Here is a 13,711-nt window from a genome sequence, read left to right as displayed (position 1 = left end):
CACGACGCGCCGCGCTGCCCGACGACGCGTTCCTGCGCGAGCTCGGCAGCGCGTTCGGCGCACGCATGGGCGACTTCGTCGCCATCGCCGGCCGCGCGTCGTTCCCGCTCGGCCTGAACGCCGCGCAAACGCTCGTCAACGGCCGCGTCGCGATCGTCGGCAATGCCGCGCAAACCCTGCACCCCGTCGCGGGCCAGGGGCTCAACCTCGGGCTGCGCGATGCGCATACGCTCGTCGACACGCTGTCCGCGCAAGGCTTCGAAGCGACCGCGCTCGCGACCTTCAACGCGCGTCGCGCGCTCGACCGGCGCTTCACGATCGGCGCGACCGACACGTTGGCGCGGTTGTTTACGATCGACTCGGGCCCGCTTCCGCTGCTGCGCGGCGCCGCGCTGACCGCGCTCGAATTCGTGCCGCCGCTCAAGAAGGTGATCGCGCGCCAGATGATGTTCGGCCAGCGCAACTGACGCGCGGCGCGCACAGTCGCGCCACTCAAACCGGGTCAAATCGGCGGGGCATGGGAATACGGTAAAATGCTCGTTTTCCGTCTTCCCTTCCCCTGCCCGCGCCAGTCGCGGGCGGTGCCATTGCGATGCCCGTTATCGGCCCTCACGTATTGCGTAACAACCTGTTCGTCGCCCCGATGGCCGGCGTGACGGATCGTCCGTTCCGTCAGCTGTGCAAGCGGCTGGGGGCCGGTTACGCCGTGTCCGAGATGGTCGCGTCCAACGCGCAGCTGTGGAAAAGCGCGAAGACGATGCGCCGTGCGAACCACGAAGGCGAGGTCGAGCCGATCGCGGTCCAGATCGCCGGCGCCGATCCGGCGATGATGGCCGAAGCGGCCCGCTACAACGTCGACAACGGCGCGCAGATCATCGACATCAACATGGGCTGCCCGGCAAAAAAGGTCTGCAACGTCGCGGCCGGTTCCGCGCTGCTGCAGAACGAGCCGCTCGTGCAGCGGATCGTCGAGGCCGTCGTCGCGGCGGTCGGCACGGGGCCCGATGCGGTGCCCGTCACGCTGAAGATCCGCACCGGCTGGGACCGCGAGCACAAGAACGCGATCACGGTCGCGCGCCTCGCCGAAGCGGCCGGCATCTCGATGCTCACCGTGCATGGCCGTACGCGCGCCGACCTGTACCGCGGCGACGCCGAATACGACACCATCGCGGCCGTGAAGGCGGCCGTGCGGATTCCGGTCGTTGCAAACGGCGACATCACGTCGCCCGCGAAAGCGAAGGCCGTGCTCGATGCAACCGGCGCCGACGCGCTGATGATCGGTCGTGCCGCGCAAGGCCGGCCGTGGCTGTTCCGCGAAATCGATCATTTCCTGCAAACCGGTGAACTGCTGCCCCCGCCGCTGATCGACGAGATCCAGCACGTGATGAACGAACACCTGGAAGACCACTACGCTTTCTATGGTGAATTCACGGGAGTCCGTACTGCGCGCAAGCACATCGGCTGGTACACTCGCGGCCTTTCCGGTGCCAACGGGTTCCGGCACAGGATGAACACGCTCGATTCCTCCCGCGAGCAACTCGCCGCCGTCAATGCATTCTTCGAGGCGCAAAAGGCGCTGTCGGACCACCTCGTCTACGTCGATGACGAAGAGGAAAACGGCCAGGGCGAGTCGGACGACCATAACCAGTTAGCAGCATGAGCAAGCACAACATCGAACAATGTGTCCGCGAGAGCCTGGACGTGTATTTCCGGGATCTAGACGGCTCCAATCCGCACGACGTCTATGAAATGGTGATGTCCTGCGTCGAAAAGCCGATGCTCGAGGTCGTGCTCGTACAGGCAGGCGGCAACCAGTCGCTCGCCGCGGAGTACCTCGGCATCAATCGCAATACGCTGCGCAAGAAGCTGCAGCAGCACGGCCTGCTGTAGTCGGCCGCCCCGTCCCCGTTTCCCTGGCTATTGGTGGTTCCATCATGATCAAGCAAGCGCTCATTTCCGTTTCCGACAAGACCGGCATCGTCGACTTCGCGAAGTCGCTGTCCGACCTCGGCGTCAAGCTGCTGTCGACGGGCGGCACCGCGAAACTCCTCGCCGACGCCGGCCTGCCCGTTACCGAAGTGGCCGACTACACGGGCTTCCCGGAAATGCTCGATGGGCGCGTGAAGACGCTCCACCCGAAGGTGCACGGCGGCATCCTCGCCCGCCGCGACCTGCCCGAGCACATGCAGGCGCTGGAACAGCACGGCATCCCGACGATCGACCTGCTCGTCGTGAACCTGTACCCGTTCGTCGCGACGATCGCGAAGGACGACTGCACGCTCGCCGACGCGATCGAGAACATCGACATCGGCGGCCCGACGATGCTGCGCTCGGCCGCGAAGAACCACCGCGACGTGACGGTCGTCGTCGATCCGGCCGACTACGCGGTCGTGCTCGATGAAATGAAGGCGAACGGCAATGCGGTGGGCTACCCGACCAACTTCCGCCTTGCGACGAAGGTGTTCGCGCACACCGCGCAATACGACGGCGCGATCACGAACTACCTGACGAGCCTGACCGACGAGCTGCAGCACGCGTCGCGCAGCGCGTACCCGGCCACGCTGAACATGGCGTTCGACAAGGTGCAGGACCTGCGCTACGGCGAGAACCCGCACCAGAGCGCGGCGTTCTACCGCGATCTCGCGACGCCGGCCGGCGCACTGGCGAACTACCGCCAGTTGCAGGGCAAGGAACTGTCGTACAACAACATCGCGGATTCGGACGCCGCGTGGGAATGCGTGAAGACGTTCGACGCGCCGGCCTGCGTGATCATCAAGCACGCGAACCCGTGCGGCGTCGCGGTCGGCAACGACTCGGCCGACGCGTACGCGAAGGCGTTCCAGACGGATCCGACTTCCGCATTCGGCGGCATCATCGCGTTCAACCGCGAAGTCGACGAAGCGGCCGCGCAGGCTGTCGCGAAGCAGTTCGTCGAAGTGCTGATCGCACCGTCGTTCTCGGACGCCGCAAAGCAGGTGTTCGCCGCGAAGCAGAACGTGCGCCTGCTCGAAATCGCGCTCGGCGACGGTCACAACGCGTTCGACCTGAAGCGCGTGGGCGGCGGCTTGCTCGTGCAGTCGCTCGACTCGCGCAACGTGCTGCCGAGCGAGCTGCGCGTCGTCACGAAGCGCCAGCCGACCGCGAAGGAAATGGACGACCTGCTGTTCGCATGGCGTGTCGCGAAGTACGTGAAGTCGAACGCGATCGTGTTCTGCGGCAACGGCATGACGCTCGGCGTCGGCGCCGGCCAGATGAGCCGCGTCGATTCCGCCCGCATCGCGAGCATCAAGGCGCAGAACGCTGGCCTGACGCTGGCCGGCTCGGCTGTCGCGTCGGATGCGTTCTTCCCGTTCCGCGACGGCCTCGACGTCGTCGTGGCAGCCGGCGCGACCTGCGTGATCCAGCCGGGCGGCTCGATGCGCGACGACGAAGTGATCGCGGCAGCCGACGAGCACGGCATCGCGATGGTCCTGACCGGCGTGCGTCACTTCCGTCACTGATCGCATGCGGCCCGCGTGGCTGCAACATGAGAGCCCGGCGGCGTCGCACCCGCCGGGTTTTTTATTGCGCGACGCCCGCGCACGCAAGCGTGCGACCGGTGCGCTGCACCATTCGTTGTAGTATCGCTGCATCAGGTTTCTCTCCCCACTCATGCGAATTCTCGGCATCGACCCTGGCCTGCGCGTCACCGGCTTCGGCGTCATCGACGTCAGCGGCCATCGGCTCGCGTATGTCGCGAGCGGCGTGATCCGCACGCCGACGGCCGACCTGGCCACGCGGCTCGGCACGATCTTTCAGGGCGTATCGACGCTCGTGCGCGAACATGCGCCTGATCAGGCCGCGATCGAACAGGTGTTCGTCAACGTGAACCCGCAGTCGACGCTGCTGCTCGGCCAGGCGCGCGGCGCCGCGATCTGCGGGCTCGTCGCCGGCGGCCTGCCAGTGGCCGAATACACCGCACTGCAACTGAAGCAGGCCGTCGTGGGCTACGGCCGCGCGACCAAGTCGCAGATGCAGGAAATGGTCACCCGGCTGCTCAACCTGTCCGGCCAGCCCGGCAGCGACGCGGCCGACGCGCTCGGGATGGCGATTTGCCACGCACACAGCGGCAATACGCTCGGCACGATCAGCGGCCTCGCACCGGCGCTCGCGAAGAAAGGGCTGCGCGTGCGGCGCGGGCGGCTGGTCGGCTGACGCCGGCGCACGCGGTCCGACTCCCCGTGGCAGATGCCGTGACCGTTTCGACCGCGCGCGGCGCCCCCACGACACGCATCGCTTCGGCCTGACGGCCAGGCCCATCGGCATTGCGCCGCGCGTGCGCTACACTCGCGCTTTATTCCTCTCGTCCCGCCCTCCATGATCGGTCGCATCGCCGGCATCCTGCTCGAAAAGAACCCGCCTCATCTGCTCGTCGACTGCAACGGCGTCGGCTACGAAATCGACGTGCCGATGAGCACCTTCTACAACCTGCCGCAAACGGGCGAACGCGTCGTGCTGCTCACGCAGCAGATCGTCCGCGAGGACGCGCACCTGCTGTACGGCTTCCTGACGCCGCAGGAGCGCACGACCTTCCGCGAGCTGCTGAAGATCACCGGCATCGGTGCACGCATGGCGCTCGCCGTGCTGTCCGGCATGAGCGTGCAGGAGCTCGCGCAGGCCGTGACGATGCAGGACGCCGCGCGCCTCACGCGCCTGCCCGGCATCGGCAAGAAGACGGCCGAACGCCTGCTGCTCGAGCTGAAGGGCAAGCTCGGCGCCGACCTCGGTGCGCTCGCCGGCGCCGCGTCGCCGTCCGACCACGCGACCGACATCCTCAACGCGCTGCTCGCGCTCGGTTATTCCGAGAAGGAAGGCCTGGCCGCGATCAAGAACGTGCCGGCCGGCACCGGCGTGTCCGAAGGCATCAAGCTCGCGCTGAAGGCGTTGTCGAAGGTGTAACGCACGTTCAATCCGGCCGTTGAAACCAGTGTCGCGCGGCGCCGCACCGCGCGCCAGTCGGCCGTTCGGCCAGGTGGGCGGGAACGCGTCGCGCGGTACAATGGCCGCATGATTGAAACCGACAAACTCGCCACCGAGCAGCGGATCATCGCCGCCACGCCCACCTCGTCGCACGAGGAGGTGTTCGAACGTGCGCTGCGGCCGCGCCAGCTCGACGACTACGTCGGCCAGGAAAAGGTGCGCGGCCAGCTCGAGATCTTCATCGAAGCGGCGAAGCGCCGCTCCGAGCCGCTCGATCACGTGCTGCTGTTCGGGCCGCCGGGTCTCGGCAAGACGACGCTCGCGCACATCATCGCGCGCGAAATGGGCGTGAACCTCCGCCAGACGTCGGGCCCCGTGCTCGAGCGCGCGGGCGATCTCGCCGCGCTGCTGACGAACCTCGAAGCCAACGATGTGCTGTTCATCGACGAGATCCACCGGCTGTCGCCGGTCGTCGAGGAAATCCTGTATCCGGCGCTCGAGGATTACCAGATCGACATCATGATCGGCGAAGGTCCGGCCGCACGCAGCGTGAAGCTCGATCTGCAGCCGTTCACGCTGGTCGGCGCGACCACCCGCGCGGGGATGTTGACCAACCCGTTGCGCGACCGTTTCGGGATCGTCGCGCGGCTCGAGTTCTACGACGCCGATCAGCTGTCGCGCATCGTGCGGCGCTCGGCGTCGCTGCTGAACGCGCAGATCGATCCGCACGGCGCGCTGGAAATCGCAAAGCGTTCGCGCGGCACGCCGCGGATCGCGAACCGGCTGCTGCGCCGCGTGCGCGACTTCGCGGAAGTGAAGGCCGACGGCCAGATCACGGCAGCGGTGGCCGATGCCGCGCTCGCGATGCTCGACGTCGATCCGGTCGGCTTCGACCTGATGGACCGCAAGCTGCTCGAAGCGATCCTGTACAAGTTCGACGGCGGCCCGGTCGGCATCGACAACCTCGCGGCGGCGATCGGCGAGGAGCGCGACACCATCGAGGACGTGCTCGAGCCGTACCTGATCCAGCAGGGCTTCCTGCAACGCACACCGCGCGGGCGCGTCGCGACGCTGCTCACGTATCGCCACTTCGGGCTTTCGGCGCCCGACACCGGCCGCGCCGAACGCGGCGAATGGAATACGCCCGACGGGAAGTAACCCGTCGCCCGAGCCGCTCCCGCCATGACCACGCCGCCCAGCCGCCACCCCGCCGCGCCCGCACCGGGCCCGCGCTGGGCCGAGCCGATCCGCAAGCGGCTGGTGGCCGGCATCACGCACCTGACGGCGGGCGGCGGCGGCCCGTCGCTCGATCTCTCTTCACCGCCGGGCGACCCTGGGCTGTTCGGCCCCGATGCCGTCTGCTGGCGCGTGCATGCCGACTTCACGTCGATGATGACGGGCGGCATCGCCGCGCTGCTGCTGCAGGCGCTCCACCCGCTCGCGCTCGCGGGCGTCTGGGATCACTCGTCGTTCCGCACCGACATCCTCGGCCGCTTGCGCCGTACCGCCACGTTCATCACGGGCACGACGTTCGGCAGCCGCGCGGACGCCCTCGCGCTGATCGAGCGCGTGAAATCGATCCACGCGCGCATCTCGGGCACCGCGCCGGACGGCCGGCCGTATCGCGCCGACGATCCGGCGTTGCTGACCTGGGTGCATGTCGCGGAAGCGTCGAGCTTCCTCGCCGCGCATCTGCGCTACGTGAATCCATCGCTGTCGGGCGAGTTGCAGGACCGCTACTACGCCGAAACGGCATTGATCGCCGAGTTGCTCGGCGCCCAAGGGGTTCCGCGTTCGCGCGCCGAGGTTGCCGCCTATCTCGCGCGCATGCAGCCTGAACTCGAGGCCGGGCCGCACACCTTCGACGTGATGGACATCCTGCTGAATGCGCCGGTCGCGACACCCGCGCTGCGGCCGGCCGCGTCGCTGATGATGCATGCGGGAATCGACCTGCTGCCGCCCTGGGCGCAGCGCATGCTCGGCGTATCGACGTTCGCGCCGCTGCGCCGCGCGGTGGTCCGGCCCGGCGTACGGGCCGTCGCCCCCGTGCTGCGCTGGGCGCTCGTCAACGGCGCGTCGAAACGCGCACGCCGTCGCGCGACCGCGACCCCGTCCGACGGCACCCCGTCCGCCTGACGATCCGGCTCTTCCGATCATTTCAATTTGCTGTCAAATTCCTGTGACAAGCTGACAGGCTTGCACCCGCGCACGGTCGCATGTCCTGCTCGTCCCGCCTGTTCGTGACCCGCGCGGTGTCCCGATCACCCGACCGACACCCGATGCCCGCGATGCTCCGCCTGCCGATCCGTTTCGCCCTTGCCGCCAGCCTGTCCACCGTCTTCGCCCTCACCGCTTGCGGAGGCGACGATGTCGTCGCCGTGGCGCGTACCGACTCGCAAACGCCGTCCGGCGGCACCACGCCCCCACCGGCCACCGTCACGCCGCAAGCGGGCAAGTGGAAGGCCGCGCGCGCGGGCGACCTGATCGACGTGACGCTCGGCGATCTCCATCCGACGCAGGGTGCGATTGGCTACGACCAGATCTATTACAAGCTCGGCCGCTACGAACTGCAGCCCGACAAGAAATTCGACGACTTCTGCGCGGACGAAGGACTCGGCGGCGTTGCATCGAGCGGCTACACGGCCAAGTCGTCGCTGCGCGAGCCCGCGAGCTACACGTGCACGACGACCGACGCGAACGCCCGCGACCGCTCGGTGCTGAACTCCGTCGTGATCGGCCCGAACGGCGATGCGTTGTACCTGACCGACGGCCATCACGGCCTGTCGACCTACTACGAGACGCCCGACGGCGGCGCGGCGCTGCACGTGCACGTCGTCGTCAAGGACAACCTCAGCGACTACTCGGGCGACGCGTTCTGGCAGCAGATGCAAAGCCGAGGCTACCTGCGCCTGAAGAACGGCGACGGCAAGGCAATCACGACCGCGCAACTGCCGACCGGGCTCGGCCTGAAACTCGGGATGACGAACGACCGCTACCGGTCGCTCGTCTACTTCACGCGCGACATCGGCTACAGCAAGCCCGCGCAAGCGACCGACTACCTCGAGTTCTACTGGGCCGACTGGCTGCGCGCGCAGCCCGGCACGTTCGCGCTGGCGAGCTACGACCTCACGCGCGGCGGCACGACCGATCCCGATCCGGCGAAGGCCGACACGGGCTATCTGAATGCGGTCTGGAATGCGTCGACGCGAATGGTCGCGGCAACGGACCCGGTGATCGACGGCAAGACGGGTGCCGACCTCGGGCGCGCCGATGCGATCAACGGCGGGAAGAAATACAACAAGGGGGAATTCGACAAGCTGCGCCAGCCGATCACGGCCGACAAACCGGGCAAGATCGCGTACTCGCTCGACTACAAGACTCGCCACGCGCTGCCGCAGTAAGCGGCTCGCGGTAACGGAAGCCCCGGCCGGCAATGCCGTGCGGGGCCCGCGGACTCAGAGCACCTTGCGGTACCCGTCGTCGTCGTCGCTCGCCGCTTCCAGATGCGACACGTCGGCCCACTGCACGACATGCGCGCGGCCATCCACGTAATCGACGACGTTGATGCTCGTATTGAGCAGCTGGTAATTGCGCGGCGCCGACAGCTCGATTCCGTTCGCGAAGCGGTACACGCAGTCGAGCACGCCGCCGTGCGCGACACAGGCGATCCGGCCGCCCGGATGCGCGGCGACGATCGGTTCGAGCGCATGCAGCACGCGGTGATAGAACTCGCGCTGCGACTCGCCGCCTTCCGGTGCAAAACCCGGGTCGCGCGTCTGCCAGGCCGCGTACGCGTCCGGGAACAGCGTCTCGATCTCGGTGCTGTCGTGCCCCTGGAACGCGCCGTACGAGCGTTCACGCAACCCTTCACGCAGCTGCAGCGACAGACCAAGCGCATCGGCAAAGGGTTGTGCGGTCTGTTGCGCACGCATCAGGTCGCTCGAATAGACCGCGTCGATTCGAGCGCCGTCGCGCGCCTCCCGTTCGAGCCGGGCTGCCAGCCGCTTCGCCTGTGCGAGCCCGGTATCGGCGAGCGGAATGTCGATATGGCCCTGGATGCGTTTGATGCGGTTCCAGGCCGTCTCGCCATGGCGAATGAAAAGAATCTGCGTGGTGGCCATCGCGGCGCGTCTCCGGGAAAGAATCAGGGCCGCACTTGCAGCCAGAACGTCACGGGGCCGTCGTTGACGAGCGACACCTGCATGTCGGCGCCGAACTCGCCCGTCTCGACGACCGGATGGCGCGCCCGCGCAGCCGCAACGAAATAATCGAACAGCCGCGCACCTTCGTCGGGCGGCGCGGCCGGCGTGAAGCTCGGACGCAGCCCGCTGTTGGTATCGGCCGCGAGCGTGAACTGCGACACGAGCAGCAGGCCGCCTGCGCGGCCCTCGCCGTCGATGTTCGACACCGGCAGGTTCATCTTGCCGGCGGCGTCACTGAACACGCGGTAGCCGAGCATCTTCGCGAGCAGCTTGTCGGCTGCCGCGTCGGTGTCGCCGCGTTCCGCGCAGACCAGCGCGAGCAGGCCCGCGCCGATCTCGCCGGTCGTACGGTCGCCGACGCGCACGTCGGCGCGCTTCACGCGCTGGATCAGCGCGATCATGCGGTCAGCGTGACGCGCGCGAAGCGGCGCTTGCCGACCTGCACGACGAACTCGCCGGCTTCGATCTTCAGGCCCTTGTCCGACACCGTCGCGCCGTCGATCTTCACGCCGCCCTGCTCGATGTTGCGCAGCGCTTCGCTCGTCGACGGCACGAGGCCGGCCTGCTTCAACAGCTGGCCGATCGCCAGCGGCGCACCGGCCAGCGTGACCGCCGGAATGTCGTCCGGCACGCCGCCCTTCGCGCGGTGGTTGAAGTCCTCCAGCGCACGCTCGGCGTCGGGCTGCGAATGGAATCGCGCAACGATTTCCTGCGCGAGCAGCACCTTGAAGTCGCGCGGGTTGCGGCCGCCTTCGGCCTCGCGCTTGAAGCCCGCGATCTCGTCGAGGCTGCGGAACGACAGCAGCTCGAAGTAACGCCACATCAGCGTGTCCGAGATGCTCATCAGCTTGCCGAACATGTCGGTCGGCTTCTCGCTGATGCCGACGTAGTTGCCCTTCGACTTCGACATCTTCTCGACGCCGTCGAGGCCTTCGAGCAGCGGCATCGTCAAAATGCACTGCTGTTCCTGGCCGTACTGCTTCTGCAGTTCGCGGCCGACCAGCAGGTTGAACTTCTGGTCGGTGCCGCCGAGCTCGAGATCGGCGTTCAGCGCGACCGAGTCGTAACCCTGCATCAGCGGGTACAGGAATTCGTGGATCGAGATCGGCACGCCGCCCTGGAAGCGCTTCGTGAAGTCTTCACGCTCGAGGATCCGCGCGACCGTGTAGCGCGACGCCAGCTTGATCATCCCGTCCGCGCCGAGCGGCATCGACCATTCGCTGTTGTAGCGGATCTCGGTCTTGTCGCGATCGAGCACGAGTGCGGCCTGCTCGAAGTAGGTCTTCGCATTCGATTCGATCTGCTCGCGCGTGAGCGGCGGGCGCGTCGCGTTACGGCCCGACGGATCGCCGATCAGCGACGTGAAATCGCCGATCAGGAAGATCACCGTGTGGCCGAGATCCTGCAGCTGACGCATCTTGTTCAGCACGACCGTGTGGCCGATGTGGATGTCGGGCGCGGTCGGATCGAGGCCGAGCTTGATGCGAAGCGGCGTGTTCGTGGCCGCGCTGCGCGCGAGCTTTTGCGCGAACTCTTCCTCGATCAGCAGCTCGTCGACGCCGCGCTTCGTGACGGCGAGCGCATGCCGGACTTCGTCGGTGATCGGGAAAACAGGCTTGGAACTGGATTCGGTGCTCATCGGTGCCAGGAAGAATGTCGCAAAAACAGGGATTTTCCCATAACTTGCGCGCGCATCGCTTAACGGCGCGTCAGGTTGCGCGGATAATCGGGCGCAAGGCGCGCGGCACCGGCCCGCGCCGCACGATCCAGGAGAACCCAACGTGCCGCAACGACAGCCGCAACACGCCCATCCGGCCGACGGCATCTACTTCGGGCTGATGTCGGGAACCAGCATGGACGGCGTCGACGGCGTCGCCGTGCGTTTCGAGGCCGGCAAGGCGCCGGTCGTGCTCGCGGAAGCGTTCGTCGGCTTCGCGCAATCGCTGCGCGACGCGCTGTTCGCGCTGCAACAGCCCGGCGACGACGAGATCGACCGCGAATCGCTCGCGGCGAACGCACTCGTCACGCGCTACGCGGTGTGCTGCCACGAATTGCAGCGCACGGCCGGGCTGTCGCGCGACGAGATCCGCGCGATCGGCGTGCACGGCCAGACGGTGCGTCATCGCCCCGAGCGCGGCTATACGCGGCAGCTCAACAATCCGGCGCTGCTCGCCGAGCTGGCCCAGGTCGACGTGATCGCCGATTTCCGCAGCCGCGATGTGGCCGCCGGCGGCCACGGCGCGCCGCTCGCGCCGGCGTTCCATGCGACGGTGTTCGGTGCGCCGGGCGAAACGCGCGTCGTCTGCAATCTCGGCGGAATCAGCAACATCACGATCCTGCCGGGCGAAGGCGGCGACGTGCGCGGCTTCGACTGCGGTCCCGCGAACGCTTTACTCGACGAATGGGCGACCCGTCATCTCGGCAAGCCGTACGACGACGGCGGCAAGTTCGCCGCGCGCGGCACCGTGCACGCGCCGTTGCTCGACGCGCTGCTCGACGAGCCGTATTTCACCGCGCCGCCGCCGAAAAGCACCGGCCGCGACCTGTTCAATCCCGCATGGCTCGACGCGAAGCTCGCCGCGTTCGCACAGGTCGCGCCGGAGGACGTGCAGGCGACCCTCACCGCGCTCACCGCCGTGTCGGTCGCACGCGAGATCGCCAAACACGCATCGGGCTGCAAGGCCGTGTTCGTCTGCGGCGGCGGCGCACGCAACCCGGTGCTGCTCGACGCGCTCCGGCACGCGCTGCACGAGGCCGGCGTGCCGGCCACCGTCGATACGACGGCCGCGCTCGGCGTGCCGCCGCAGCAGGTCGAGGCGCTCGCGTTCGCGTGGCTCGCCTATCGCTTCACCGCGCGCCAGCCCGGCAATCTCGCGACGGTCACCGGCGCCGCCGGCAACCGCGTGCTCGGCGCGCTCTATCCGCGCTGACGCGACGCGCGCCATGCGGCGGGCGCCGCATGGCGTGACAGGCGTAAAAAAAACGGGGCATGAAGCCCCGTTTTTCATGCCGGCGAACCGGCGCGGATCTGGCGCGCGCTCAGACCGAGAACGACGAACCGCACCCGCAGGTGGTGGTCGCGTTCGGATTCTTGATCACGAACTGGGCGCCGTTGAGGTCGTCCTTGTAGTCGATCTCGGCGCCGACCAGGTACTGGTAGCTCATCGAGTCGATCAGGAGCTGGACGCCGTTCTTGTTCATCACGGTATCGTCCTCGTTGACTTCCTCGTCGAACGTGAAGCCATACTGGAAGCCGGAGCAGCCGCCACCCTGCACGAACACGCGCAGCTTCAGGTCGGGATTGCCCTCTTCGTCGATCAATTGCTTGACCTTGTCGGCCGCGGCGTCGGTGAAGACGAACGGCAGCGGCATATCGGTCGTCGTTGCTGCGGATTCGGTAACAGCGTTCATTCGAACTCTCCAAAAAGCTTTAGCCGCTATTGTAGGGCCGATCAGAAGATCGTGCTGAAGTCCATGAAATCAATAGGTTCTTGTCGATTTCATCAAACCTGCCCACGCGGGCTGCCGCGGCGGCGGCCTGGGCGCGGGCAAACAAGCGGGCATAAAAAAACCGCCAGCGCGAAAACTGGCGGTTTTTCCGGCGGACGCCACCGGAAGGCGGCGAGGCCATGAAGCGGAATTAACGCTTCGAGAACTGCTTGGCGCGGCGTGCCTTGCGCAGACCGACCTTCTTACGCTCGACTTCACGCGCATCGCGCGTCACGAAGCCTGCGCTCGACAGCGACGGCTTCAGCGTCGCGTCGTAGTCGATCAGTGCACGGGTGATGCCGTGGCGCACTGCGCCTGCCTGACCCGTTTCGCCGCCGCCATTCACGTTCACCTTGATGTCGAACGTCTGGCCGTGGTTCGTGAGTTCCAGCGGTTGACGCACGATCATCAGCGACGTTTCGCGCGAGAAGTAGTCAGCGATGGGCTTGCCGTTGACGACGATGTCGCCCTTGCCAGCCTTGATGAAGACACGTGCGACTGCGCTCTTGCGGCGGCCCGTACCGTAGTTCCAGTTACCGATCATGTGGGTCCCCTTAGATCTCGAGCGCCTTCGGCTGTTGAGCCGAATGCGGATGCGTCGCTTCTGCGTAGACCTTCAGCTTCTTGATCATCGCGTAGCCGAGCGGGCCCTTCGGCAGCATGCCCTTGACCGCTTTCTCGAGCGCGCGGCCCGGGAAGCGTTCTTGCATCTTGCCGAACGTCGTTTCATAGATACCGCCCGGGTAGCCCGAGTGACGGTAGTACTTCTTGTCCAGCGTCTTGTTGCCCGTGACCTTCAACTTGCTCGCGTTGACGATGATGATGAAATCACCAGTATCGACGTGCGGAGTGAACTCAGGCTTGTGCTTGCCGCGCAGACGGCGTGCCACTTCGCTGGCAACACGGCCGAGAACCTTATCCGTCGCGTCAATCACGTACCATTCGCGCGTCACCTCATGGGCTTTTGCGGAAAACGTCTTCATGATCGATCCAAAAAAAATGCTTTGCCCGATGTGTTCGTCCTGCTTGTCTGTGTGCGCTTCGAGGCGCGGTGCAGGCTC

Annotated in this window: 16 protein-coding genes; 10 read left to right on the top strand and 6 right to left on the bottom strand. The window is 66.9% G+C overall.

The window, feature by feature from the left end; all coding sequences use genetic code 11:
* The 9 genes from U5809_RS24295 to U5809_RS24255 all read left to right on the top strand — a co-directional run.
* On the top strand, window positions 1-467 hold a 467-nt coding region (locus tag U5809_RS24295), incomplete at its 5' end, for an FAD-dependent monooxygenase (protein WP_322088380.1).
* A 125-nt stretch (window positions 468-592) separates the two neighbouring features.
* On the top strand, window positions 593-1,660 hold the full coding sequence (gene dusB, locus U5809_RS24290; RefSeq protein WP_011350967.1) for a tRNA dihydrouridine synthase DusB: 1,068 nt from the start codon (window positions 593-595) through the stop codon (window positions 1,658-1,660).
* Window positions 1,657-1,890, top strand: coding sequence for a Fis family transcriptional regulator (locus tag U5809_RS24285; RefSeq protein WP_006476892.1), 234 nt, complete (start codon window positions 1,657-1,659; stop codon window positions 1,888-1,890). Before dusB ends, U5809_RS24285 begins: the two co-directional genes overlap by 4 nt.
* Before the next feature lie 44 nt (window positions 1,891-1,934).
* Window positions 1,935-3,500 carry a bifunctional phosphoribosylaminoimidazolecarboxamide formyltransferase/IMP cyclohydrolase gene (gene purH / locus U5809_RS24280; protein ID WP_282506702.1) on the top strand — a complete coding sequence of 522 codons (1,566 nt, stop codon included), beginning with the start codon at window positions 1,935-1,937 and terminating at the stop codon, window positions 3,498-3,500.
* A gap of 151 nt (window positions 3,501-3,651) precedes the next feature.
* Window positions 3,652-4,194, top strand: a complete 543-nt coding sequence (gene ruvC, locus U5809_RS24275) for a crossover junction endodeoxyribonuclease RuvC (protein WP_096506379.1) — start codon at window positions 3,652-3,654, stop codon at window positions 4,192-4,194.
* Between the two features lie 162 nt (window positions 4,195-4,356).
* A complete protein-coding gene (gene ruvA / locus U5809_RS24270) occupies window positions 4,357-4,938 on the top strand; it encodes a Holliday junction branch migration protein RuvA (protein ID WP_014898064.1) in 582 nt (193 codons plus the stop codon).
* A 108-nt stretch (window positions 4,939-5,046) separates the two neighbouring features.
* Complete coding sequence (gene ruvB / locus U5809_RS24265) at window positions 5,047-6,117, top strand: Holliday junction branch migration DNA helicase RuvB (protein ID WP_176050498.1); 1,071 nt, start codon at window positions 5,047-5,049, stop codon at window positions 6,115-6,117.
* A gap of 24 nt (window positions 6,118-6,141) precedes the next feature.
* A complete protein-coding gene (locus U5809_RS24260) occupies window positions 6,142-7,095 on the top strand; it encodes an oxygenase MpaB family protein (protein WP_322088379.1) in 954 nt (317 codons plus the stop codon).
* A gap of 152 nt (window positions 7,096-7,247) precedes the next feature.
* Window positions 7,248-8,360, top strand: coding sequence for a ParB/Srx family N-terminal domain-containing protein (locus U5809_RS24255; RefSeq protein WP_322088383.1), 1,113 nt, complete (start codon window positions 7,248-7,250; stop codon window positions 8,358-8,360).
* Window positions 8,361-8,414: 54 nt separating this feature from the next.
* Here the strand turns inward: U5809_RS24255 and U5809_RS24250 are convergent, their stop codons facing one another.
* Genes U5809_RS24250 through tyrS form a run of 3 tightly spaced genes read right to left on the bottom strand, consistent with a single transcriptional unit; the run spans window position 8,415 to window position 10,800 of the window.
* On the bottom strand, window positions 8,415-9,080 hold the full coding sequence (locus tag U5809_RS24250) for a histidine phosphatase family protein (protein ID WP_322088378.1): 666 nt from the start codon (window positions 9,078-9,080) through the stop codon (window positions 8,415-8,417).
* A gap of 23 nt (window positions 9,081-9,103) precedes the next feature.
* Window positions 9,104-9,562, bottom strand: coding sequence for a D-aminoacyl-tRNA deacylase (dtd, locus tag U5809_RS24245; protein ID WP_011350959.1), 459 nt, complete (start codon window positions 9,560-9,562; stop codon window positions 9,104-9,106).
* A complete protein-coding gene (gene tyrS, locus U5809_RS24240; protein ID WP_176050495.1) occupies window positions 9,559-10,800 on the bottom strand; it encodes a tyrosine--tRNA ligase in 1,242 nt (413 codons plus the stop codon). Before tyrS ends, dtd begins: the two co-directional genes overlap by 4 nt.
* A 142-nt stretch (window positions 10,801-10,942) precedes the next feature.
* On the opposite strand from tyrS, the gene U5809_RS24235 reads away from it, so the two are divergent.
* A complete protein-coding gene (locus U5809_RS24235) occupies window positions 10,943-12,091 on the top strand; it encodes an anhydro-N-acetylmuramic acid kinase (protein ID WP_322088377.1) in 1,149 nt (382 codons plus the stop codon).
* Between the two features lie 109 nt (window positions 12,092-12,200).
* Here the strand turns inward: U5809_RS24235 and erpA are convergent, their stop codons facing one another.
* The 3 genes from erpA to rplM form a co-directional block, all read right to left on the bottom strand.
* A complete protein-coding gene (gene erpA / locus U5809_RS24230; RefSeq protein WP_006759918.1) occupies window positions 12,201-12,572 on the bottom strand; it encodes an iron-sulfur cluster insertion protein ErpA in 372 nt (123 codons plus the stop codon).
* Between the two features lie 229 nt (window positions 12,573-12,801).
* Window positions 12,802-13,194 (bottom strand): 30S ribosomal protein S9, encoded by a 393-nt coding sequence (gene rpsI, locus U5809_RS24225; RefSeq protein WP_048251223.1) that lies wholly within the window; start codon window positions 13,192-13,194, stop codon window positions 12,802-12,804.
* A 10-nt stretch (window positions 13,195-13,204) separates the two neighbouring features.
* Window positions 13,205-13,633 (bottom strand): 50S ribosomal protein L13, encoded by a 429-nt coding sequence (rplM, locus tag U5809_RS24220; RefSeq protein ID WP_041490553.1) that lies wholly within the window; start codon window positions 13,631-13,633, stop codon window positions 13,205-13,207.
* Between the last annotated feature and the right edge of the window lie 78 nt (window positions 13,634-13,711).

This window comes from Burkholderia sp. BCC1999 (assembly GCF_905339975.1).
Taxonomy (GTDB): domain Bacteria; phylum Pseudomonadota; class Gammaproteobacteria; order Burkholderiales; family Burkholderiaceae; genus Burkholderia.
This window is presented reverse-complemented; position numbering and strand designations above follow the sequence as displayed.

What these genes read in the sequence shown, in the direction of transcription:
- dusB (WP_011350967.1), top strand. Translation starts at nt 593, where the DNA reads ATGCCCGTTATCGGCCCTCACGTATTGCGTAACAACCTGTTCGTCGCC.
- U5809_RS24285 (WP_006476892.1), top strand. Translation starts at nt 1,657, where the DNA reads ATGAGCAAGCACAACATCGAACAATGTGTCCGCGAGAGCCTGGACGTG.
- purH (WP_282506702.1), top strand. Translation starts at nt 1,935, where the DNA reads ATGATCAAGCAAGCGCTCATTTCCGTTTCCGACAAGACCGGCATCGTC.
- ruvC (WP_096506379.1), top strand. Translation starts at nt 3,652, where the DNA reads ATGCGAATTCTCGGCATCGACCCTGGCCTGCGCGTCACCGGCTTCGGC.
- ruvA (WP_014898064.1), top strand. Translation starts at nt 4,357, where the DNA reads ATGATCGGTCGCATCGCCGGCATCCTGCTCGAAAAGAACCCGCCTCAT.
- ruvB (WP_176050498.1), top strand. Translation starts at nt 5,047, where the DNA reads ATGATTGAAACCGACAAACTCGCCACCGAGCAGCGGATCATCGCCGCC.
- U5809_RS24260 (WP_322088379.1), top strand. Translation starts at nt 6,142, where the DNA reads ATGACCACGCCGCCCAGCCGCCACCCCGCCGCGCCCGCACCGGGCCCG.
- U5809_RS24255 (WP_322088383.1), top strand. Translation starts at nt 7,248, where the DNA reads ATGCTCCGCCTGCCGATCCGTTTCGCCCTTGCCGCCAGCCTGTCCACC.
- U5809_RS24250 (WP_322088378.1), bottom strand. Translation starts at nt 9,080, where the DNA reads ATGGCCACCACGCAGATTCTTTTCATTCGCCATGGCGAGACGGCCTGG.
- dtd (WP_011350959.1), bottom strand. Translation starts at nt 9,562, where the DNA reads ATGATCGCGCTGATCCAGCGCGTGAAGCGCGCCGACGTGCGCGTCGGC.
- tyrS (WP_176050495.1), bottom strand. Translation starts at nt 10,800, where the DNA reads ATGAGCACCGAATCCAGTTCCAAGCCTGTTTTCCCGATCACCGACGAA.
- erpA (WP_006759918.1), bottom strand. Translation starts at nt 12,572, where the DNA reads ATGAACGCTGTTACCGAATCCGCAGCAACGACGACCGATATGCCGCTG.
- rpsI (WP_048251223.1), bottom strand. Translation starts at nt 13,194, where the DNA reads ATGATCGGTAACTGGAACTACGGTACGGGCCGCCGCAAGAGCGCAGTC.
- rplM (WP_041490553.1), bottom strand. Translation starts at nt 13,633, where the DNA reads ATGAAGACGTTTTCCGCAAAAGCCCATGAGGTGACGCGCGAATGGTAC.